General features: G+C 37.5%; 20 protein-coding genes and 2 pseudogenes. 3 read left to right on the forward strand and 19 right to left on the reverse strand.

What is annotated here, in order from left to right; all coding sequences use genetic code 11:
* Positions 1-90: 90 nt before the first annotated feature.
* From MKX62_RS22905 to MKX62_RS22955, 11 genes and pseudogenes are all read right to left on the reverse strand, one after another.
* Entirely contained in the window at positions 91-612 is a 522-nt protein-coding gene (locus tag MKX62_RS22905) for a hypothetical protein (protein WP_338656027.1), read from the reverse strand.
* A 19-nt stretch (positions 613-631) separates the two neighbouring features.
* Positions 632-1546 (reverse strand): hypothetical protein, encoded by a 915-nt coding sequence (locus MKX62_RS22910; RefSeq protein WP_338656026.1) that lies wholly within the window; start codon positions 1544-1546, stop codon positions 632-634.
* 265 nt (positions 1547-1811) lie between these two features.
* Positions 1812-2378, reverse strand: a complete 567-nt coding sequence (locus MKX62_RS22915; RefSeq protein ID WP_338656023.1) for an SMI1/KNR4 family protein — start codon at positions 2376-2378, stop codon at positions 1812-1814.
* 128 nt (positions 2379-2506) lie between these two features.
* Positions 2507-2836, reverse strand: a complete 330-nt coding sequence (locus MKX62_RS22920; protein ID WP_338656022.1) for a hypothetical protein — start codon at positions 2834-2836, stop codon at positions 2507-2509.
* 115 nt (positions 2837-2951) lie between these two features.
* On the reverse strand, positions 2952-3464 hold the full coding sequence (locus MKX62_RS22925; RefSeq protein ID WP_340742432.1) for a hypothetical protein: 513 nt from the start codon (positions 3462-3464) through the stop codon (positions 2952-2954).
* Positions 3421-3645 carry a hypothetical protein gene (locus tag MKX62_RS22930; RefSeq protein ID WP_338656021.1) on the reverse strand — a complete coding sequence of 75 codons (225 nt, stop codon included), beginning with the start codon at positions 3643-3645 and terminating at the stop codon, positions 3421-3423. Before MKX62_RS22930 ends, MKX62_RS22925 begins: the two co-directional genes overlap by 44 nt.
* A 126-nt stretch (positions 3646-3771) precedes the next feature.
* Positions 3772-3864 (reverse strand): annotated as a pseudogene (locus tag MKX62_RS22935) (ankyrin repeat domain-containing protein); the annotation flags it as partial.
* An 89-nt stretch (positions 3865-3953) separates the two neighbouring features.
* Complete coding sequence (locus MKX62_RS22940) at positions 3954-4337, reverse strand: immunity 22 family protein (protein ID WP_338656019.1); 384 nt, start codon at positions 4335-4337, stop codon at positions 3954-3956.
* A gap of 3 nt (positions 4338-4340) precedes the next feature.
* Entirely contained in the window at positions 4341-5924 is a 1584-nt protein-coding gene (locus MKX62_RS22945; protein ID WP_338656017.1) for a ribonuclease YeeF family protein, read from the reverse strand.
* Positions 5924-6226: a YwqI/YxiC family protein gene (locus MKX62_RS22950; protein ID WP_338656015.1), complete on the reverse strand. Its 303-nt coding sequence runs from the start codon at positions 6224-6226 to the stop codon at positions 5924-5926. The genes MKX62_RS22945 and MKX62_RS22950 overlap by 1 nt, the downstream gene beginning before the upstream one ends.
* A 20-nt stretch (positions 6227-6246) precedes the next feature.
* A complete protein-coding gene (locus MKX62_RS22955; protein ID WP_067210853.1) occupies positions 6247-6615 on the reverse strand; it encodes a YwqH-like family protein in 369 nt (122 codons plus the stop codon).
* A 1069-nt stretch (positions 6616-7684) separates the two neighbouring features.
* On the opposite strand from MKX62_RS22955, the gene MKX62_RS22960 reads away from it, so the two are divergent.
* On the forward strand, positions 7685-8239 hold the full coding sequence (locus tag MKX62_RS22960; RefSeq protein WP_338656014.1) for a DoxX family protein: 555 nt from the start codon (positions 7685-7687) through the stop codon (positions 8237-8239).
* 250 nt (positions 8240-8489) lie between these two features.
* On the opposite strand, the gene cydC is transcribed toward MKX62_RS22960, so the two are convergent.
* From cydC to MKX62_RS22975, 4 genes and pseudogenes are all read right to left on the reverse strand, one after another.
* On the reverse strand, positions 8490-10217 hold the full coding sequence (gene cydC, locus MKX62_RS22965) for a thiol reductant ABC exporter subunit CydC (RefSeq protein WP_340742433.1): 1728 nt from the start codon (positions 10215-10217) through the stop codon (positions 8490-8492).
* Positions 10214-11944, reverse strand: a complete 1731-nt coding sequence (gene cydD / locus MKX62_RS22970; RefSeq protein ID WP_340742434.1) for a thiol reductant ABC exporter subunit CydD — start codon at positions 11942-11944, stop codon at positions 10214-10216. The genes cydC and cydD overlap by 4 nt, the downstream gene beginning before the upstream one ends.
* Before the next feature lie 177 nt (positions 11945-12121).
* A complete protein-coding gene (gene cydS, locus MKX62_RS24520) occupies positions 12122-12232 on the reverse strand; it encodes a cytochrome bd oxidase small subunit CydS (protein WP_399627966.1) in 111 nt (36 codons plus the stop codon).
* Positions 12233-12273: 41 nt separating this feature from the next.
* Positions 12274-12563: pseudogene (locus MKX62_RS22975) on the reverse strand (cytochrome ubiquinol oxidase subunit I); the annotation flags it as partial.
* Positions 12564-12834: 271 nt separating this feature from the next.
* On the opposite strand from MKX62_RS22975, the gene MKX62_RS22980 reads away from it, so the two are divergent.
* The gene (locus tag MKX62_RS22980) at positions 12835-14661 is read left to right on the forward strand and encodes an ATP-binding protein (RefSeq protein WP_340742435.1); all 1827 of its coding nucleotides are present in this window, start codon (positions 12835-12837) and stop codon (positions 14659-14661) included.
* A gap of 238 nt (positions 14662-14899) precedes the next feature.
* Here the strand turns inward: MKX62_RS22980 and MKX62_RS22985 are convergent, their stop codons facing one another.
* The 3 genes from MKX62_RS22985 to MKX62_RS22995 form a co-directional block, all read right to left on the reverse strand.
* Complete coding sequence (locus MKX62_RS22985) at positions 14900-16636, reverse strand: sulfate adenylyltransferase (RefSeq protein ID WP_340742436.1); 1737 nt, start codon at positions 16634-16636, stop codon at positions 14900-14902.
* A gap of 264 nt (positions 16637-16900) precedes the next feature.
* Positions 16901-17044, reverse strand: coding sequence for a 3D domain-containing protein (locus tag MKX62_RS22990; protein ID WP_340767547.1), 144 nt, complete (start codon positions 17042-17044; stop codon positions 16901-16903).
* Between the two features lie 561 nt (positions 17045-17605).
* Entirely contained in the window at positions 17606-19732 is a 2127-nt protein-coding gene (locus MKX62_RS22995) for an ATP-dependent Clp protease ATP-binding subunit (protein ID WP_338656007.1), read from the reverse strand.
* Positions 19733-20040: 308 nt separating this feature from the next.
* On the opposite strand from MKX62_RS22995, the gene MKX62_RS23000 reads away from it, so the two are divergent.
* On the forward strand, positions 20041-20337 hold the full coding sequence (locus MKX62_RS23000; RefSeq protein WP_338656005.1) for a DUF3219 family protein: 297 nt from the start codon (positions 20041-20043) through the stop codon (positions 20335-20337).
* Positions 20338-20565: 228 nt separating this feature from the next.
* Here the strand turns inward: MKX62_RS23000 and MKX62_RS23005 are convergent, their stop codons facing one another.
* A complete protein-coding gene (locus tag MKX62_RS23005; protein ID WP_340742437.1) occupies positions 20566-21744 on the reverse strand; it encodes a MalY/PatB family protein in 1179 nt (392 codons plus the stop codon).
* Positions 21745-21808 lie beyond the last annotated feature (64 nt).

A 21808-nucleotide genomic window follows, 5' to 3' on the forward strand; every position in this document is an offset into this window, starting at 1 on the left:
TTACTTCAAAATCAATATATTACAACCATAAATCGTGGGATCAAGAAAAAAGTCTTGAAAGGTAATAAGCCAATCAAGGTAAAATTATGTTTAGAATTTTAAAATGACATCTAAGGTCTTAAATGAAGATGGATCGTTTGCTTTGGAGGCATATAGGTGGGGACTCTCCAAATTTAACAACTTAAACACTTCACCATTTTCGAATTCTATATTTTTTTTCAATTCTTCAATTACCCCTTTATAATCAACTTTGTCAAATATTTCATTGGGTAACGTAATTATTATATGTGAATATTTCAACCTATTAGTCCTACACATATATACGTTATAATCAAAAGCAGCTATTTCATAATCTTCTGGAAGACTATATATAGACACAGATGAAATTTCTTCACCTTTTTCCACTGATTCACAAAATTTCCTTTCAATTCTTTTTAGTGAAGTTATCTTGCTACTTTTAATTGACACCCCAGAAACGGCCATATAATTCGGCTCGAAATTAAGTGAATTAATAAAATTTATAACATATTTATAAAAATCTAACCACTTTTCAGAATCAAAGGAATCAATCTCACCATATAATACAATTGATGTTGTTAATCTCTCTTCCATCACTAAACCTCATCTCTTTTTACTTTTTTGGCGGTAAAATGAATATGTCTCCAGCTCTATCTATCAAGAGTCTTTGATTATCTTCCATTCTCTCAATTAAGTCTTCCACATTATCTGTTTTACTTGGAACCTCATATTGATCAATTTTTCGATCTTTCCTAACAACCATTATATCAGGTCTTCGATTTGGTTTAATTCCTGGTATTTCGTTTGATAGACCTTTGTTTAAATAAATTTTACTTACATCATCCTTCTTGGCCAATTCATCAGCTTTATCTATCATTGCTTCCCAATGTCCAGGTGTTTTATTAGTATGTGGTTTGCTAGGGTAATTAATTTTATCCTGTACATTTTCACCAGTACCCTTAGACTTATTTTCAACTGCAGAAGTCTTCTTAACGGAAAGATTCCCTTTATACTTGGATGGCTTAACTCCAGGGATGATAGCCAGCGCCATTTTTTTGAAGCCTTTTTGGATGATTGCCCTCGGATGGATATAATCCACAAATGCTAGCTTCGTACCTTCAAAATAGTTGTCGAGCTCACGAACACCACCGTCATCGAATTCTTCTTCCACTTCTTTAACCACTTCGTATTGAATCTGCTTTCTTGTCCCAAGTTGGTATTCCTTAATAATCAGGCCATTTTCATAGATGTGGAATTTTAACAGGTTGTAGCTTCCATAAGCCCCACGCTCGATTGTCTCGGTTCTTTTACTTTCAAGTGCCTGGAAGGCTCCTGCTTTGATTTCCGTGCCGATCAGATTATCCTGATCACTATTCCCTAGGCCCCCCGCAACCGCTGTGGCCTGTTGATCGATGGCTGTTTGCAATCCGCTGTTCAGTGTAATTGCCGCCCACTGTTTAGACTCAAAATGGACGCCGGTGAGCCCTTCATTGAAGAGACTTTCGATATCTGCAAACCATGTCTCCATGTTGGAAAGGTCATTCTCTATCGCTATTAAAGTCCTCGTCTGGTTCGCATCAAATTCATAAAAATTGGCAATCGTATGATGCCGAATTCCTTCCTGCACAGCACTATCAATATAAAAAGTAAATAAAAAACAAGGTTACTAACCAAAAAAGCTGGTAATCAACCTCGTTAATAGAGTATTTAAATATATAGATACTTCATAAATCACTTTAAACTCCAGAAGAGGTAATGATTACTTTGGGTTATTTTTTTTTGGGCGAAACTATTTAATCTTTGAATAAATCTTCATCTAAAAATAATTCGATATCATCTAAATTGACATTTGTTTCTCTTTTGTGAGGTGTAAATTTTAAAATAAATTCTTCAAAAGAGTTTGCTATAAGATAAAAATATTCTTTACCATCTTCGTCTACCTTTTCTCCTTCATGATACCAATAATAAATTTTACCTCTATAATTATCTTTTAATCCTAAACATATTAAATCTCCCCCGTCTGCGTCTGCAATAGGCATTATATCAGTCCCTAAAATTTCTAAATAAGTTTGAATTACCACTTCAATATCATAGGTATCATTTGTAATGCCATAAAAGCCGCCTATCGAGTCAAAACCATCCTTATGAATTACTGGGGCAATTTCAATTGGCTGATACATTCTATCCTCTTTTAAAAAACATCCTCCATATTCAAGTAAAAACTCTTTATATTCCAATGGTAATTTCACACCATAAATACGCTCTATTGTAACAATCGATTTATTTGCATTTTCTTTTTTTGAAACTACCATTTCCGTATCAATTATCTCATTTAATAAACTTTTTAATCCTTTATCCAATTTTATTTTCCTCCTCTTAAATCTGATGCTGAACCAATATGTGCTACATTCCCATGCAAATCTGTTGGAATCAATTCAATTTCAGTTGAACTTTGTTGAGACTGAACGTTTTAATACTCTACTCTATCTTAATTATCACCTGAAATTCTATCATCTAGCTTTTCTCTGTCTTCAGCAATTTGTTCATATGAACTAATAAGGTTACTAATATAATCAATTTGAACCTCTCTATCATCTTGAAACAAATGTATTGTAGCCCCCTTACTTATTACAGCTTCCATTGTTTTCTTAAAATCTTTTAATTCATCCGTATCAAAATAATCACATTCTAGCACTACTTTACTATCTTCTATATTTTCTTTAATATCTTGAGTACTCGCCCTATTATTCTGTCTGATAATAGATACATACTTTAATTTATTGGAATCATTATCAATTTTCAATTTCATCTTTACCATAAAATTTCACCTCCCTAAAAGTCTTTAATTGGTATTATAGGTTCACCCGAATTACTTTTCCTCCAATTCCCACCATGCCATCCTTTTAAATGTTCATTAAAATTTACCGAATAGATTATTTCTCCTTTATCGGATGTGGATATTTCGAAGCACTATAACTATGATGCCCTGCAGTTGGTTTACCATCAAATTTAGGAGTTTTACCCGCAAGAATATCTTTTAACTGTTCTTGAGACCAATCTCGAGAAAGTGGTTCATTATTTAATAATCGTTGTTGTTCTTGATACCAAAATTCTTTAACTCCTTTATCCCTTTTAGCAAACTTTTTATTCCAAATGTAGTCTGCATACTCTTGTTTTGTAATAGTTCTAATATCAATTTTATCTCTTAACTCTTTCACTTTCTTAGAACTCATTTGTTTTGTCGTAGTTGGATGCTCATTTAAATCTAGTCCTTTTATCCTCACTGCTATAACATTTTTTGTTTCTTTCACATGAGGGATATCAGAAATTTCCTTACTAACTTCATCCGTACCCTTAGGCGTATTTTCAACTGTGGGAGTCTTCTTTACAGGAAGATTCCTTTTATATTTGGAAGGTTTGACTCCGGGAACTATAGCGAGCACCATTTTTTAAAAAGCCTTTTTGGACGATTTCCCTTGGCTGGATATAATCCACAAATGCTAGGTTCGTGCCTCCAAAATAGTCGAGCTCGCGGACACCACCGTAATCGAATTCTTCTTCCACTTCTTTAACCACTTCGTATTGAATCGGCTTTCTTGTACCAAAATTCTTGCACAAAAAAAGCACTTGTTGCCTCATTGCAATCAAATGCTTAATAATTAGCTATATAAAATAAATCATTAATATTCTATCTTTAAAACAATGAGCCTGTTAAATTTCGTGATTTATCCGCTTATTCTCTGTAACACTTTTTCATTCTTTTTTATCCATCTTTTGCTTTAAGTATTCTGCAATTTTTATTTGTCCTCTTTCAATGGCAAAGGCATAAGCTTCCATTTCTTTCATACATACTCTATGATGGTACAACCATCATAGAGTATATACTTTTTTTCAGCCTATTCTTTTCATTCTACTGCAAACATACTTCATTCGCATTAATCTATATATTCTGCCGTACCAATAAAGTCCAAATTATAGGTATTATTATCTACTAATTTAACAATTTTACCTTCTTTATTATAATCATAATTATAAATTAAAATGATAGTATTGTATTTAGACTTTAACTTAATGTTAATGTACTGTTGTATTAATTGATTATCATATGAAAAATCTACTAATAGCTTTTCTATGTCATCTTCAGCGTCAGTAATCCAATCTTTTTCAACTAAGTCCCTATCATAATAGCCTAATTTAAAATCTTTCTCAAAAATAGAGGGAATACTATCTCCATCTACATTATATTTTATTTCAGTGTACGTTTCGAGTTCATCAAAATCACTAAAGCGCCCTAACCATAAAGAAACATCGTTTTTCATTTTTTACCTCCTCAAACCTTCTGGTAAATCCATAATGCCATTTTTCATTCTATTTTCAGCCCACTCATTAAGCCCTTTAACAAAACTTTCATAGTCAGAAGCAGAATCAATAATCTTTAACATCTCATTATGTGCTTTTGTCGAACCTCTGCTTCCATGACGACCAGGTGGATTTACAAATTCAACGTCTTTGGTCAAAGACCTCATATCTTTAATGTCATCCATACTAATTCCCCACTGCTTAAATTTAGGAGTTCTTGCTACAAGATGCCATTCATGGTATCCTCCTGGACGTCTAATCCTATCTTCTATTTTACTTCTCAACTGAGGATTATTCCACATTTCATCAATTTTTTTTGCTGATAGATTATCAAACCATTTATTGAACTCATTATTTCTTACTGATGGAATTTTCACATCACTCAAATGCTTCCTATTACCACTAGTACTCTTACTAACTTCTCCCGCACCCTTAGACTTATTTTCAACTGCGTGAGTCTTCTTTACAGGAAGATTCCCTTTATATTTGGATGGTTTGGCCCCGGGAACTATAGCGAGCGCCATTTTTTTGAAGCCTTTTTGGACGATTGCCCTCGGATGGATGTAATCCACAAATGCTAGCTTCGTCCCTTCAAAATAGTTGTCGAGCTCACGAACACCACCGTCATCGAATTCTTTTTCCACTTCTTTAACCACTTCGTATTGAATCGGCTTTCTTGTCCCAAGTTGGTATTCCTTAATAATCAGGCCATTTTCATAGATGTGGAATTTTAACAGGTTGTAGCTTCCATAAGCTCCACGCTCGATTGTCTCGGCTCTTTTACTTTCAAGTGCCTGGAAGGCTCCTGCTTTGATTTCCGTACCGATCAAATTATCCTGGTCACTGTTTCCTAGGCCCCCCGCAACCGCAGAGGTCTGTTGATCGATGGCTGTTTGCAATCCGCTGTTCAGTGTAATTGCCGCCCACTGTTTAGACTCAAAATGGACGCCGGTGAGCCCACCCTTGAAGAGACTTTCGATATCTGCAAGCCATGTCTCCATGATGGAAAGGTCATTCTCTATAGTCATCAAAGCCCTCATCTGGTTCGCATCAAATTCATACAAATCGGCAATCGTATGATCCCGTTTCCTCCGTGCATCCCGAACCCCTTCCTGCACATCACTATCATTCAAATGTGGAAGGGCAACGATATCGGCGACCTGATTCATAATGTCGTTCGCTTCGTCGGTGAGACTGCTTGTCAGTTGTGAAATTTCTGTAAGTCCGGCTTCAACTTCTCCTTCAAGGAATGTTTCACGGATGAACCCGTTCGCATCCGGCTCCAATGCATCAAGTGCAGAATCCATTTGGGTGAGGACATTTACGTAAATGCTTTTGAATGTCATGAAAAACTGTAAGAACGGCAGGTGGCACTCCGCATAAAATGCACGGATTGCGTCACCACCTTGCCCTTTCAATGAGTCTTCCATCGCAACGAGTCCTTCGACTGCGGTCTCGATTGCTTTCATTTCATTTTCCAAACGATTTAGCATGGTATTATTCCGCCGCAAGCCATCGTGGAAAGGGCTGACATCTACTACTTTCATTATAACATCGCCTGCTTCGGTCCCGATAATGTACTATGCACGACAGTCGCTATTTTTTCGTCTGATTCACGCATGAATTCAACGGAGCTAGTCGTTGTTTTACTATTCTCCATTAATACAGTTTGATAGCTCATCAAAAGCTGTTCCAGTTGAATCGACAACTTCGTCTGTTTAGTCACGACATCCATCGTATTTCCCGTAATCGGTGGTTCAGCTCTTGGAATAAGTGACTCCGTTTTGCTATTCATTTCCCTTAATTGGTTTTCAACTTCTCCATAGTCTATCTTCACTTCGGTCGACATGATAGTTATCTCCCCCGTTGTTAGTTGGAAGTTTTCACTTCTTCTTTTTCCCTTGCCGCTTCCTCGGCCAATAGACGCTCGATAGTCTGTTGAATGGAGGCAATTTCTGCTTGAAGTGAAGCAATTTTTGCTGCAATTGCACTATATACGTTTGCGAACTGGGCACCTGCAATCTCCAAAAAAGCTGTGTGAATTCCCCCTTCACGAATAGCTTGAAAATCAGTAGCATGTCTACCATGCCAAGTCGTGGGCGAAAGTTCTGGTTCCAAACATTTATGTTCATTCATAGTGAATTGCTGCTGTTTTTCGCTTAGTGAGGATTGACACGCATTCAGACGTGCAACCTCCCCTTCCTTCTTACTCAATAATGCATAGTAATAGCCAAGCAATCCTCATTCCCCCTACCTTTTTTATTCACCTCACATTTACCCCCCAATGACTTATCGGTTACTCGCATCAAAGACACTGATTAATTCTAATATAAGGTTGTAAAAATTTTTCTACTAATCTTGCCTTGTAGCGCATTATGGAACATCATTAAATCTATTATCAATCTAGTAATAACTATCCATAATTAACTCATGTCAATTCTCCATTATATTGTTAATAAAGAATGATATGGTATTTATCCATTGATACTATAAATAGCATTCTAATCTCCCCTTTGTCAAAGACATCTAATATGACATAAATTTTCCACAAGACTATTATCCCTCTATATATTGTCCCTCCAGATTATTTGGTTCTTAATCACACCTACTTATACCGTATAAGTCTATGAAATCATGACTTATATAGTAGGTACTTCGAGGTATCTATTCTAATTCCGTGACTTAAGATCCGTTTTCATGCGTATTCAAAAAAATGCTAGCTACAAGTGGTTATTAATAGGGATTGGACGTTGTATCATGCCCAAGCAAAAACGTTAAAAAGAAACCAGTGTCAATATGCAGAAATCTCTAAAGCGAAAAGAAAAGGAAATCTCAGGGACGCCTGTGGAAGCACTGGTAACTTCAGAATGAGTAACTGAGTACGTTACTACTTTGCACAATAGTAAAAATGACTGATTGACAGACCAAATCCAAATGTGGATCGAAAAAAAAGGCGAAACTACTATTCTGGGCGAACATTTCTAAAATAAGAAAAGCCAAAGGATCTCCAGATTAAGAGATTCTTTGGCGAAAATTGTTTAGTTGCACTCAATTTCAATATAGACAGTCAGGATATTTTTGGGTCATTTGATTCAAAACACCTATAATGTTGTGTGTCAATTAAATATGAAAGTTCGAACAATCTATTTTTTATTTGCCAACTATCTATTTAACATAATAGCGTATCTGACAACTAAACTGGATAAACTTGTCACACGTGCTATACTAAAAATAGAACTTAATACTTTTATCCCATCATTTATGCATAGTAACAATGAATAACGACATAAAATTATGAGGTGATGACATGGTTAAATTGCAGAATTCTCAGTTTGGAAAGAATGTTATTATCGAAGAAAATCCGCTTTCAAGATGGTTATTTTCTAACACGATATCTGCATGGATATGGTTAGTTTTAAGATTATACCTTGGTTACTCTTGGCTGATGGCCGGCATTGGAAAAGTTACTTCTGACGTATGGACAGGTGCTAATGCTGGTGTTGCAATTGAAGGATTTATGGGTGGTGCCCTTGCCAAATCTGAATCGGGGGACGTCGCAGGGTGGTATGCTTGGTTCCTAGAGAGCATCGTGATTCCAAACGCAACACCATTTTCGTATATGGTCGCTTGGGGTGAAGTGTTAATTGGGCTTGGCTTAATCTTTGGACTCTTAACAGGAATTGCGGCTTTCTTTGGTGCACTTATGAATATGTCCTTCTTATTGGCAGGTACCGTGAGTACAAATCCCGTTATGTTTATAATTGCAGTATTCTTAATTTTGGCCTGGAAAGTTGCTGGTTGGTATGGGCTAGATCGTTGGGTGTTGCCTCGCTTAGGCACACCATGGTCGTCAAAGACATGAAATGTATGAATTAGATGATATCCCGAGTTCTTTTACTTGGGATATTTTTTTAACTGCCCTACTTGTTTCCTAAAAAGGACTGCCTGCGCCAGACACAAGGACGAAAAATTCACATAGTCGAGTAGTAATAAAAAAAGAATAAAAAACCACATAGATATTGATCAGTTTTGTACTCTTATACAATTGCATTGTATAAGAGTAGTTCCGCACACTGGTACCAAACACTATGGAGATTCCATTACGCCAAGTTTTAGTTTATAAGAAACACGCTCTGTTCAATTTGTTTCATTTCATAGAAGTACCCTTTTTTATCCATCAATTCTTCCAATGTTCCAGACTCAACAATGGTTCCATCGTCCATCACAATGATTTGATCCATCTCTTCTAATCCTGTTAAGCGATGGCTAACGACAATAACAGTATCCACTTTTGCTTTTTCAAATAAATAGCCCATAATATGTGCCTCAGTCAATGCATCAATGGATGACGTTGGCTCATCTAATAGCCATAGAGGCGAATTTCTGAGCAGAGCTCGGGAAATAGCTAGACGCTGTTTTTCTCCACCTGAAAGATTCTCCCCTTTTTCTAAGACTTTATCATCTAAGGAAAAGTGTCCAAGCTTCACTTGTTTCAACATCTCTTCCATTTCTGTATCACTTAATCCATCACTAGCAAGCAGTAAGTTATCTCGAATGGTTCCATAGAAAAAATGATTTTCTTGCAATACCACATTTGTATTCTCCCAAATACACTCCTGTGTTAACTGATCAATCGAATCATTGTTAAAACGAATCTGACCTTGGTTTACACTATAAAATTTTAATAACAACTGCAACAACGTCGATTTCCCAGAACCACTCGGACCGACTATAGCTGTTTTTGAACCCGCTGGAAACGCTGTCGTTACATTTGTTAACGTATTACGTGTTTCATCTGGAAAAGCAAAAGTTACATCCTTCATTTCAATTGAAGGAACGCCCTGTATAGTACGTTTTTCAAAACTTTCTTGTGGTTTCTCTTGTACAAAATCTTTACCAACGACTGCGGTAAGCCTTGACGCAGCTTGCCGACTCTCTTCTAAATAGCTTGGGAAAGCTGCCATAGAAGTTGTATTTTCAAAAACTGTCAATGAAACCATGACAAACATCGCAAGGTAAATCCCATCCAGTTGACCATCTGCCACTAAATAAGCGCCAACACCTAGAACAAGCAATGATATGAGAAGCGATAGAAACTTGTTAGCAGCCTGGCTGAACAAATTATGAATACTTTCACGTTCTTGTTCATCTAAGTAGGCATGTACAGATTGATGCAGTTCGCCTTCTTTTTCTTCTAGTTGTTGGTGTATTTTTAAATCACGAAAGCCATAAATAAATTCTGTCACTTTGGTAGACAATTCTCCGCGTCTCTGTCTCACCAGTCGATCCACTTTTCGCTGCGTTAAAGCAAAGATTGATGGAACAACAAAGGTAGTTACTATCAGACCGACGAATACGACCAATGCTACTTCTATTGAAAACAATGCTGTAAAAAAGATTGTACATAAAAATACTAATAGTAAAACAACCGGTGGGTAAAAAACGCGCAAAAAGAAATTTTGTAATGCCTCTACATCACCCACTACTCTAGCAAGAAGATCTCCGCTTCGATATTTCCGGAATATCGTTGGTGCTAATGGTTCTAACTGCTCGTAAAAGGAAACACGCATATTACTTAACATCGTAAATGTCCCTCGGTGAGAAAAATAACGTTCTCCGTAACGACTTAATGCTGATATAATTCCTAAAATTTTAACCGATGCAACGATAATCATTAAGGTATAAATTGAAGGTGTTAAAGCCGCCTTGGAGATCAAATACCCACTGGATGCAAATAAACTAACAGCTGTTATCCCAGATATAAATCCGCAGATAATAGAATAGAAAATATCCTTTTTTTCTACGAATAATATCTTGGTAACAAATCCTAAGTCCTTCATTTTGCAATCCCTCCTTGTTGAACAGACACCATGTCACGATACACTTCCACCGATTCCAGCAGTTCCTCATGTGTGCCAGTTGCTAAGAGTTCTCCGTTGTCCAAGAAAATAATCTTGTCGGCATTTTTAATCGTATGAAGCCTATGAGCAACTGTAATGACCGCTGAAGCTTTAGACAGTTCCTTAATAGATGCTTGCAAGATTTTCTCCGTCCGAAGATCGAGTCCAGTTGTCGGCTCGTCAAACAGAATAACAGATGGACTTTTTAAGAATGCTCTAGCGATGGCTATTCGTTGTTTTTCTCCACCTGAAAGGTCTCTTCCTCCTTCACCAATAGCTGTATCATAGCCATGTTTAAGTGAATCGACCAACTCGGAAATTCCAGCCTTTTCAGCAGCTTGTACGATCTCCCCTCGAGTAGCATCCATACGTCCGCCAATCGCAATATTTTCCGCAATTGTTCCTGAAAATAAATAAGGGTTTTGTGAAATATAACTTAATCGATCAAACCAATCTTTCTCTTGAAAGTTTGACCTTGGTTTCCCATTGATAAGCATTTCTCCCTCTGAGACCGAAACAAGTCCGGCAATTACATTTAAAAGGGTTGATTTCCCCGCGCCAGTTTTACCGACAATCGCTACTTGTTCATTTGGAACAATTTCTAGTTGAATGTTTTTTAATGTAAATGCATCTTCTCCATAAGTAAATCCCGCACCACGCAGTTCAATTGCTAGTGGTACTTCTCTTTCCAAGCTTTCTACTCCCCATAAAACAGGTTTCTCTGTGTCACTTAGTTCATCTGCTAGCTTTTTAGCCGCCCCCATACTTCCCCTACCCGTATGAAAAGCACTACCTAAGTCTTTTAATTTCATGAAAAACTCTGGAGCCAATACCAACATGAAAAACGCGGTAAAAAACGTGATATTCTGAAACACAATTAAACTAAGGGCAAGTTCTAGGGCTATGATCCCCATACTTAGCATCGATATGAATTCTAATACTAAGGAATTTTGGAAAGCAATTTTAAGTACTTCCATCGTCGCATCACGAAAATCAAGACTGCTTTTTCGTATCGTTTCTTTTTGTTCTTTGGAACGACCAAGCAATTTAAGAGTTGTCAATCCCTGTAACGTATCGAGGAACCCTCCTGAAAAAGCAGCCATTTTATCCAATTGGTCTTCGGTTTTGTCTTTTGTTTTGATACCAATAATTATCATGAAAACCGGAATAAAGGGTGCAGTGATTATAATAATCACTCCTGTGGATATATGTTGTGTCAAGATAACCACTAGAATGATGAGTGGAATGATAGTAGCTTGAATTACTTGTGGGATATAACCGCTAAAATAACTGTCAACTTCATCCACAGTATCCATCATTACACTTACTTTTTTACCAGACTGTCCTTGAAGTGATGATTGCAACGTATTTCCAGAAAACTTATTCAAAAGGTTTTTCCGAAGATTCCCTTTAACCTGTGAAGCCATTTTCACTCCAGTTCTCCCACTAAGATACTGAAGGATTGTTCTTGCGGAAAACGCGAAGAACAATCCTATCAACAGCGGTACAACATCAGAGAATGATGCATCTTTTATAAAGATACGATCCACAATTGCGACTAATAAATAACCCTGTCCAATAATTGCTACACCTGTTGTGACAGCAAAAATGACCAAGAGAACCAGCTTTCTTTTCTGTTCTAATGCTAATTCCTTAAGTCCTACCATCACTCTACACCTCCCGAAAAACAAGCTAATTTAGCGAAGTATCCAAAGTATATACACTGGCAGTAAGACCGCTACCTCCTCGTTATATAACTTAAGGATATTTGTTTGGAATTACCGCCAGAAAGCTACTTATATCAGTGGAAGACGCAAGAATCCTCTACTACTAAAAGTTTCAATTTATTTTTCTTTTGAAACAAATCCATCTTTTGGTGAAGTCCAGAATGCACATACTATTGCTGTGAAGATTATGGTACATGGAGCTACAAAGATTAGAATGTCATGTAGCATTCATCTTACTCCTTTTCCCTGTTTTCTATTACATACTCTTTATCAAAGAAGAAAGAAAATACTTCAAAAAACAGGGGTAGTGCTCCAGTCCTCCCTGCCAGTTTCATAAAATTTGACCAAAGTAATGAAAGCCGCAGTCCATTCATGGTTCCAGTTACAACACCGACCGAAACCCAGGCGCCCAACGTTCGGCTATTAGAATATAATGTTCGTTATTTTTCTTAATTACCACTCAATGGGCTATCATGAGTGGAACACCAACCCATATCGTTGCGTAAATAATATAAAATGAATAGGTAAGAAATATTAATTTCCACCTTCTATACAACATCTTTTCCCAAGCTCCGCTTTGAGTAAATTATACAACCAAGGTACATTAATACTATTTTCAAGTCGTAGACCCATTTTAACTGTAATTGACTGTTAGTAGGTGGATATCTTGTGACAGAAACGACGATCATGTGACCGCGATTGGGCATTCTTTAGTTATAAAAAAAACACTTAAAATCCAGCTACTATTCTCTGATAATTATGACACCTACAGAAAAAAATGTTAAAATAACAGTTAGAATATAATTCACTACGAAAAGGGAGGGATATAGATGCCGAATTCTTATGTATTGCATGAAGATATGGGGCTGAATACCAGAAATGCATATGTTGAAAAAATTATTTTTAGTTTGACTAAAAGTGGAGCAATTTTAAATGCGAATAAAGATTTTTGTACTCTTTCGGTGGAAAAGATCCCTTCTATAATTGGTACATCTATGTATGAATTTATTCATGAGCATGATCGGGTGTTATTCATTGAGCGAATTCTTGAATGCTGTGATGGAAATTTGATTCCGTTTACTTTCAGGTTCACTACTAGTAAAAGGGATGACATGCCGTTTTATGTAAATGTATGCAGGTGGATTAATCAGAATGAAGTGCTTATACATGCCATACCGATTGTAGAAACGTTCGCCTATACATCTGTTGAACGCTCGTTAATTGATAAAGAACTTACGGTATTTGACATTACAGATAAAGCTGCCATCAATACTGGTTTTGACGGGACTGTTATTGGCGTTAATGACGCTTATATTGAACTCTTTGGATGGACACGTGAAGAGCTAGAAGAGAAGAAAGCCTCAATGGTTCCTGATTTTCTTATGTACGAACTTATAGAAATTAAGGAACGACTCATTAAGGGCGAAAAAGTTGTTCGTTTGAACACAGTACGAATAACGAAAAACGGACTAATGCTTCCTGTTAACATCGTTTTATTGCCGTATTATGACAGCGTTGGAATGGTTCAAGGCGTTTTTGCACTTTCGAGAAAGCTTGAGGAAACGCTAGAAATGAAATCGTTTGTTGAAAAGCAGTTGGCAAATATTTTGCAACAGGAAGTATTAATAAAAGATATTACGAGAAATTTGGAATTCGGAGTTTGCCAGTATGATGTTAGAAAGGGAATGTACCTTTACGTAAGCCCTGGAATAGAACAACTTGTCGGTATCTCCGTTTTAGACTTAATGAAAGATCCCGCACTGTTTGTTTCAACATGTCATCCAGATGATAAAATTGAATTGTTTCGTTTTTTTGAGGAGTTATCTAAAGAAAGGACCGAAATTGAGTATCGCGTGCTAAATAAGGATGAAAAAGTTTGCTGGATTCGAACAAAGATTACCCCTGTTATTGATGGGGCGGGAGAAGTTGTAAGATATGTTTCAATTACTCAGGATATTTCTAAACTAAAAATGCAAGAGGAGCTTCTTAGAAAGTGGGACATGCTTAACATAGTTGGACAATTATCTGCCAGCTTTGCTCATCAAGTTAGAAATCCATTAACAACTATAAAAGGATTCATTCAATTATTTCCAATGGGGCCGGAAGATACGTTTGGTCCGATTATGACAGAAGAGCTTATTAAAATTGAAATGATTATAGAAGAATTTCTTCAACTTGCAAAACCGAGTAACGGAACAGGTTTTACAACTACCTCCATTTATAATGAAATAAACCGAACCATTTCATTGATGGAAAAAGAGGCAATACTTCATAATATTTCATTCAATATGAATCTTAATGATAAAGATCAATTCATTCATTGTGAACCGAAGCAAATTCAACAAGTGCTCATTAATTTAATAAGAAATTCGATAGATGCAATGCCAAACGGCGGAGAAATAACAATAGGGACAGTGGTCGAAGAAGGACAAGTCGTCAAAATCATACTTACTGATACTGGTATCGGAATACCAACAGAACGTCTCAATAAGCTTGGAGAACCATTCTATTCACTTAAGGAAAAAGGAACGGGTCTAGGCCTTATGGTTAGTTATAAAATTATTGAAAACCATCATGGATCTATTCAATTCAAGAGTAAAGAGGGTTATGGGACGACTGTAGAAATCACTCTTCCGTTAAGTGCCCCTGTGAATTGAAAATAATTAATACGGTTGACTATAGATTTAACAAGACTGACAGACTTTCATTCCTTTAAAAAGAGGTACTTGTGTCAGACCAAACGTGTTGTACATTAGCAAGATGATGCACAACACGAGTGGTCTCAGACACAAAGACGAATCACCCACATATTCGATTAATTATACGAAAAAACTAAGAAAACCGCACTATATGTTTTGATACGCTTTATAATTTCATATTTTATAGAAGTACAATTTACTTTTCCTTATCCGCTTCTTTTGGTTCATCGCTTCCACGATAGCGATTATAAGGTAGAACATTCCAAGTTCTTTCTTGTAAATAATCTTCACTCAGCACTCTCGGAATGTCCGCAAGAATCTTTTTAGCGACATCAAGTTCACGTTGGGATTCTTCCTTATCCTGATACAAGAATTCATCGGAAGCGGTAGTTGGAGCTAGCGACACTTTCTCCTCCAAGTCCTGAATGACCATTTCTTGTTGAACGCGCATTGACTCCCGGGCATCTGCAATCCACTCCGGTTGCAAACCTCGATTGACATCACCGACGCAACTAAACTCATCAAAAATGTCCCGATAAATTTGGTCTGCATTGGTGCGGACATCCAAGTTCGCCGCTTCCAAATCAAGGTTAGTGAGTTGCTCCACTGTCAAAGGTGTATTGCGTTTTCGTCCACCGAGCCTTGTTCTTGTTAAATAGAAAGGGAATATGCTATTAAGTGTTTTGCCAACCGGTGAAATGGATCTTTCAAACTCATCAAGCCCTTTTGGCTGAACCCCCTGCATCGCAATACGAGCTGATTCAGGACGTACAATTTCCTTCGGTGGCATAATCCCATGACGAAGCATTTCTCGTATACCCGTACCAGAAATATTGATCCGATACTGTTCATCATGTGGACAGGACTGCCCTGTAGCAGGACTATCACAACGTGTGCAGTAAAAGACTTCATGATACAGCCGAACCTCGATCCCTAACTCTTCCGGTTTAAACTCGTCAAATATACTATGACTCGCGTACTTATCATAATAATCACCAATTCCCGCGTGATCTCGCCCGATGAGCGCATGCGTACATCCATAATTCTTCATAATTAAGGCATGTAAAACAGTCTCACGCGGCCCTGCAAAAATATACGTCACTCGCAAAGGTGCAAGAATGGAGCGACCTTTTGGATAATACGTATCTAAAACGCTTCGATAAGACAACATACGGTATTCATGACGTGTATACTCACGTTTGGCCATCTCAACTAAAGGTTGAAGAAGTAAGCAATCCAATTCTTCTAAAGCGTTCTTATGAATATACTCATGACCTCTATGCAAGGGATTGGCCCCTGTTATAAAACCTGCCGCAGTACGAAACTTCTTCTCCTCATAAAATATACGCCACGTATCTTTTGGTTCCAGTCGAAGTTTCTCAAATGGTCCCCAATCCATTCGCCGTAATAACCGAATAGGTCCACCTAAAGAGACATCCCCCATTCTTCTATAAATTGCATCTACCCCTGGATGATTACGATCGGTTGTACCAAAAAGGGCAGATGCACGTCGTTCCTTATCATACTGAAAAACATCTTCTATTTTCATAATAGCGACAGGTTCATTGTTTTCATCGGCAAGTGTGATCTCATCTCCAACTTTTAAGGACTTGACGATTTCCTTGTTCCTATTACCTATTGGAGCAAAGCTTAGCGGCGCCGGCCATATTACGCCACTTGTTAATCGCCCTTTGGAAAGAACAGAATTATAATCAGCTTCGTTCATAAAGCCTTCATTGGGAGATAACACCCCTGTGGCAATCATTTCAAGCGTTATGGAAGCCTCCATGTCTACCATAATCGTTGGTAACTGCTTGGCCCTGACCAGCTCCTCTTCCCGCTCTGTTCCCGTCACAACCTTATCCACTAATTTGCCACCATGAGGCTGTTGTGGATAGTTCAAATACTTATTTTCCGCTACAACATTTACCATCTCATTTCCTCCCCCTTTAAATTGTTTGTCTATATATATTTAAAAATTCAGAACACTAACACCACTATAACCGCACACTCAAAATAAATCAAATACTCTGAAACTTGTAGTCATTTACTAAAGATACTACTATTTTACAGATTTAAATCACTTGCTAGAATAACTCTACGCAAAAAAAACACAGCCATGTTACGCACAAGCTGAGTTGCATTCTTTTTTTTACTATTTCAGTCAAACTTCTAACTACTAGTTATTCCAAGTTTATCAATCCAGAATTTTAATTGTAACCGTTTTACGTCCCCAATTTAGTGCGTCTTGTTCATTTTCCATGAAGACATCAATTCTCTCACCCTTAATAGGACTACCAGTATCTCCCGCGATGACCTTTTTGTCAGGATTTGAACGCAAGTCAATACCGATGCAGTTAGAGAATTGCGTGCAGGAGGTAGCAATCGCGTGACACTATTCACCTCATTGATTTAATTGTCATAAAAAGAAGGGAACTGGAATATTAAAAGCAATTGGAACTATTGTATATCCATAGAATATCAGTACTTCAAAAGAGGAACTTGAAGCATTAAAAAGTCCATTGGGTACGGACAAGATTTGAGATGGTGTCGGATATGGCGAGTGCTACGCTAGGCACAGATATTGGTGGTTCTATTCGAATTCCCGTAACGGGTTCGGGCTAAGGTCACTTCTTGAGCTAATGAAGTGAAATTTGGTTGTTTGAGAAAAAGCGTGCATGCATACGGTTCGTTTAACAGGCAACCATATAGTTGCTTCACTTGAACAATGTAGAATCGCGACAGGCACTTATTTGCAACAGTATCACTGATAAGAGAGCTGTGAAAATGAAGGTCTTCAAGCCCAACTCGCCAGTGTTTTATGAAAATAAAAAAACTGTCAACCAAATCCGTTTGGTTGACAGTTTATTCATATCAAAGGGGTCCTATGTCAGGAATGAAGTTACACTTTGTTGACGACAATTTCTTCCTCCACGAGATCTACACGGACTTTTTCAACATGATCTTCTAAAATAAGATCTGTTAATGGATCTTCGATTTTATCTTGAATGACTCTGCGAAGTGGTCGGGCTCCGAATCGTTTATCATAGCCTAATTTGACCAATGCTTGTTTTGCTTCTTGGGAAATCGTGATGGCAATATTATTCTCTTCGATTGTTACTTGTAAATCAACAAGCATTAAGTCCACGATTTCCAGTAGATGTTCCTCTGTTAATTCGTTAAATGAAACAATTGCATCGAAACGATTGAGAAATTCAGGTTTGAAATAATCGCCCAGCATTTCGAGTTTTGTAACGGACTCATGTACTGTTTGATTGAAACCGACACTCACTTTTTTGTCACCTGTTCCAGCATTACTTGTCATAACAATGACCGTATCTTTGAAACTGACTGTCCGACCATGTGAATCTGTTAAGCGACCATCCTCCATAATCTGAAGGAACATATTTTGAACGTCTGGATGCGCTTTTTCAATTTCGTCAAGGAGTAAAATTGAATACGGATTCCGGCGTACTTGTTCTGTTAATTGACCAGCTTCTTCATGCCCTATATAACCTGGAGGGGAGCCAATAATTTTAGACACAGCATGTTTCTCCATATATTCACTCATGTCGAGGCGTATTAACGTGTCACGTGAACCAAATAATTCTTCTGCCAGGACTTTTGTGATTTCTGTTTTACCAACACCCGTTGGGCCAACAAATAAGAAAGAGCCAATGGGACGATTTTTGGCTTTAAGTCCCGCACGGCTACGACGAATTGCTTTTGCGATTTTATCGACCGCCTCTTCTTGACCGATGACTTTTTTGCTGAGATTTTCCTGAAGACCTTTCATTTTCACTTGTTCTGCTGCTTGTAGTTTTGTCACAGGAATTCCTGTTTTCTCTTCGACAATTAACTCAATATCTGCAACAGAAACTTCTATTTTTTCCGCTTCCCCACTCTGTTTCGCTTCTTCCAATTGTTTACGTAATTGAATTTCCTCAAAACGTAAATTTGCCGCTTTTTCATAGTCTTCCACTTCTGCTGCTTGTTCTTTTTCTTGAATGATTTCGCCGAGACGCATACCAATTGAATCTAAATCTGAATTAGTGGTGACATGTGTAAGGTTTAAACGTGACCCGACTTCATCCATCAAGTCAATCGCTTTGTCCGGTAAAAAACGATCTTGAATATAGCGTTGTGATAAGGTAACAAAAGCTTGCACCGCTTCATCTGTATAGCGTACTTCATGGAAATTTTCGTAACGTCCTTTTAACCCGTTTAAGATTTTAATCGTATCTTCTGCAGATGGTTCCTTGACGATAATCGGTTGGAACCGACGTTCAAGTGCAGCATCTTTTTCGATTTGACGATATTCTTTCAATGTCGTTGCCCCAATGAGTTGCAAGCCCCCCCGTGCTAAGGCTGGCTTCAAAATATTGCCGGCATCCATTTGCGATCCTTCTGTTGAACCTGCACCAACGAGCAAGTGAATTTCATCGATGAATAAAATTACATCTGTTCGTGCTTGAAGTTCTTCAATTAGTTGTTTCATCCGCTCTTCAAACTGACCACGAATGCCCGTATTGGTAACAAGTGAAGCAACGTCTAATAAGTACACTTCTTTATTCAGTAGTTTCATCGGTACATCGCCTTCGAGGATTTTTACTGCGAGCCCCTCGGCGATTGCTGTTTTACCAACTCCAGGCTCACCTATTAGCACTGGGTTGTTTTTATTTCTTCTATTTAGCGTTTCGATGACACGTCTCACTTCTTGATCACGTCCGATGACCGGGTCAATCAGTCCTTTTCTTGCTTCGTCTGATATATTTTTACCAAGTTGGTCTAACAAACCGTTGCCGTGACCTTCTTCTGTTTGCTTTGTTTGAGTTTTTGCCTGTTGGCCACCGTTTGCTTTGGAAAAGTGATTCGCATTGTCACTAAATGACGGCATCTTGCCTGCCTGTAATTGACCTTGGATTTCTTGAAAGCACGTAAGACACATATTGATGTGCATACCTTGCTGATTCACTTGAAATCTTAAACTCATCGTCGCTTCGTTTTTACCACAATGTTGACACTGCATATTCGTTTCCTCCCTTTATCTTCATTTATCTATCCCGCTTGGCTTTGACTATATTTGATCTATGAATTTATTGTACACTGACCTTTTTTGACTTTCAAGAAACTTGCTTGAATGTCTTTGATTTCCCCAATGAATCCTCATGCCCAAACAGAGTTTCAACATTTGGGATTAGTATCGTATGAAGCTGGGCAACCGCAACAAGTCTAAATTGTGTATACCGAAAGTATGCGTGCTTACAAAACAATAATGTCTAGTGTATCATTGACTTTTCAAGTCAATACCTAGAAATTGAAATAGGAGTGATTCTCTTGACGAGTAAAATTATTTTAAATGACAAAGTAATTCATTTATGTAGTTATGAAGACGAAAAAGTAAATGGATTATATAAAGTTTCAGTTGAATTTAACGTAACAAGTGATGATTACCATGACATTACAACTTTACTTTACAATGGAACTTTTGACGTGAATATTCCTGAGCAAGACTTACTTTTTAGAGGAACGATTCATAATTATTCTACTTCCATTACAAATTTGTACGTAAAAGATCAAATCGGAAAGTTTAAATTGACTTTGTTAGAAGTGAGTCATAAAGAAGAGGAGTAGAATGGAGTTTAACGAGATTAAGCATATTTGATCAGTTCCCGTTCTCTTTAAATAAAAATCGGTACCTATGCAACAAATAACAACGAACAATTCATACAATTACATAAGAATTTATATGACACTAGATATTGAAAAAAATACCTAGCCCGTGCCTAATAAACATGTAATTATAGTGGATTACCAGAATTGTTCCATGCATAGGTACCTGATATATATTTTAGTCAGGATTTATAACCGCAATTGAATGATCGCTTCTTTCATTTGTTGAGCTGCTTTCTCTACTGTTGAGCGAGAGCAAGCAAGGTTCATACGGACAAATCCTTCGCCTCCAGGGCCAAAGACATACCCTTGATTTAAAGCGACTTTTGCTTTAGAGAGGAACAGTTTTTCCAACTCTTCGGGCGTGAGTCCCAATTCCCGACAATCAATCCAAGCCAGATAAGTCGCTTCTAATGGTAATACTTTTAATACGGGTAAATTGGATTTGAAATACTTCGTAATGAAGTGCAAATTTCCTTCAACATAGTCAAGAACTTCCTCCAGCCATTGTCCACCGTAATTATACGCGGCCTCTGTGGCAAGAGCACCAAATGAGTTCGACATTGTAACAGCGTATTTATCGCCTTCCATTACAAACTTCTCTCGTAGCGCTTTATTGGAAATTATGATATTCGATGTTTGTAAACCAGCAAGATTGAATGTTTTACTTGGTGCCGTACAAATGATGCTATTGTCAGCAAACTGTTCTGAAATAGCCGAAAATGGAATGTGTTTTCCAGGTTTGAATACAAGATCCTGATGAATTTCATCGGATACAACAAGGACTCCACGTTCCAGACAGATGTCACCGAGCCGTTTAAGTTCTGATTCCGTCCAAACACGGCCACCAGGATTTTGTGGATTACAAAGGAGAATCATTTTAACCGAAGAATCTATTTTTGAAATCAGATCTTCAAAGTCCATCTCAAATTTACCTTCATTGAACAGAAGTGGATTATATATGACCTGCCGATCATGATTATGAATCGCTTTCATGAATGGATAATATACGGGCGGTTGAACAATGATTTTGTCACCTGGCTCACTAAAAGCTTGGACAATTAAATTTAAAGCGGTAACGACCCCTGGACTATGACAAATCCACTCTTTTTCTATTACCCAATTATGGTGGTCTTTCATCCAATCGATTATAGCTTCATAGTAGCTTGGCTTCCTCGTCGTATATCCAAAAATACCGTGTTCTGCTTGGGACTGGATTGCTTTGACTACTTCATCTGGAACTTTAAAATCCATATCCGCAACCCAAAGCGGAAGCAACTCTTTTTCACCGAACAATTCCTCTGTTGCATCCCATTTCACAGATGCAGTGTTCGAACGCTCAACTACTTTGTCAAAGTCGTATTTCATAAAAACCGCCCCTTTTTCTACTCATTTGAATTCAAATGCCCTAGTAAGTCTGACATTTTCTCTA

Origin of the sequence: Sporosarcina sp. FSL K6-5500 (assembly GCF_038005665.1) — a bacterium.
Classification (GTDB): Bacteria; Bacillota; Bacilli; order Bacillales_A; family Planococcaceae; genus Sporosarcina; species Sporosarcina psychrophila.

What these genes read in the sequence shown, in the direction of transcription:
- MKX62_RS22905 (WP_338656027.1), bottom strand. Translation starts at nt 612, where the DNA reads ATGGAAGAGAGATTAACAACATCAATTGTATTATATGGTGAGATTGAT.
- MKX62_RS22910 (WP_338656026.1), bottom strand. Translation starts at nt 1,546, where the DNA reads ATGGAGACATGGTTTGCAGATATCGAAAGTCTCTTCAATGAAGGGCTC.
- MKX62_RS22920 (WP_338656022.1), bottom strand. Translation starts at nt 2,836, where the DNA reads ATGGTAAAGATGAAATTGAAAATTGATAATGATTCCAATAAATTAAAG.
- MKX62_RS22925 (WP_340742432.1), bottom strand. Translation starts at nt 3,464, where the DNA reads ATGGTGCTCGCTATAGTTCCCGGAGTCAAACCTTCCAAATATAAAAGG.
- MKX62_RS22940 (WP_338656019.1), bottom strand. Translation starts at nt 4,337, where the DNA reads ATGAAAAACGATGTTTCTTTATGGTTAGGGCGCTTTAGTGATTTTGAT.
- MKX62_RS22945 (WP_338656017.1), bottom strand. Translation starts at nt 5,924, where the DNA reads ATGAAAGTAGTAGATGTCAGCCCTTTCCACGATGGCTTGCGGCGGAAT.
- MKX62_RS22950 (WP_338656015.1), bottom strand. Translation starts at nt 6,226, where the DNA reads ATGTCGACCGAAGTGAAGATAGACTATGGAGAAGTTGAAAACCAATTA.
- MKX62_RS22960 (WP_338656014.1), top strand. Translation starts at nt 7,685, where the DNA reads ATGGTTAAATTGCAGAATTCTCAGTTTGGAAAGAATGTTATTATCGAA.
- cydC (WP_340742433.1), bottom strand. Translation starts at nt 10,217, where the DNA reads ATGAAGGACTTAGGATTTGTTACCAAGATATTATTCGTAGAAAAAAAG.
- cydD (WP_340742434.1), bottom strand. Translation starts at nt 11,944, where the DNA reads ATGGTAGGACTTAAGGAATTAGCATTAGAACAGAAAAGAAAGCTGGTT.
- cydS (WP_399627966.1), bottom strand. Translation starts at nt 12,232, where the DNA reads ATGCTACATGACATTCTAATCTTTGTAGCTCCATGTACCATAATCTTC.
- MKX62_RS22980 (WP_340742435.1), top strand. Translation starts at nt 12,835, where the DNA reads ATGCCGAATTCTTATGTATTGCATGAAGATATGGGGCTGAATACCAGA.
- MKX62_RS22985 (WP_340742436.1), bottom strand. Translation starts at nt 16,636, where the DNA reads ATGGTAAATGTTGTAGCGGAAAATAAGTATTTGAACTATCCACAACAG.
- MKX62_RS22995 (WP_338656007.1), bottom strand. Translation starts at nt 19,732, where the DNA reads ATGCAGTGTCAACATTGTGGTAAAAACGAAGCGACGATGAGTTTAAGA.
- MKX62_RS23005 (WP_340742437.1), bottom strand. Translation starts at nt 21,744, where the DNA reads ATGAAATACGACTTTGACAAAGTAGTTGAGCGTTCGAACACTGCATCT.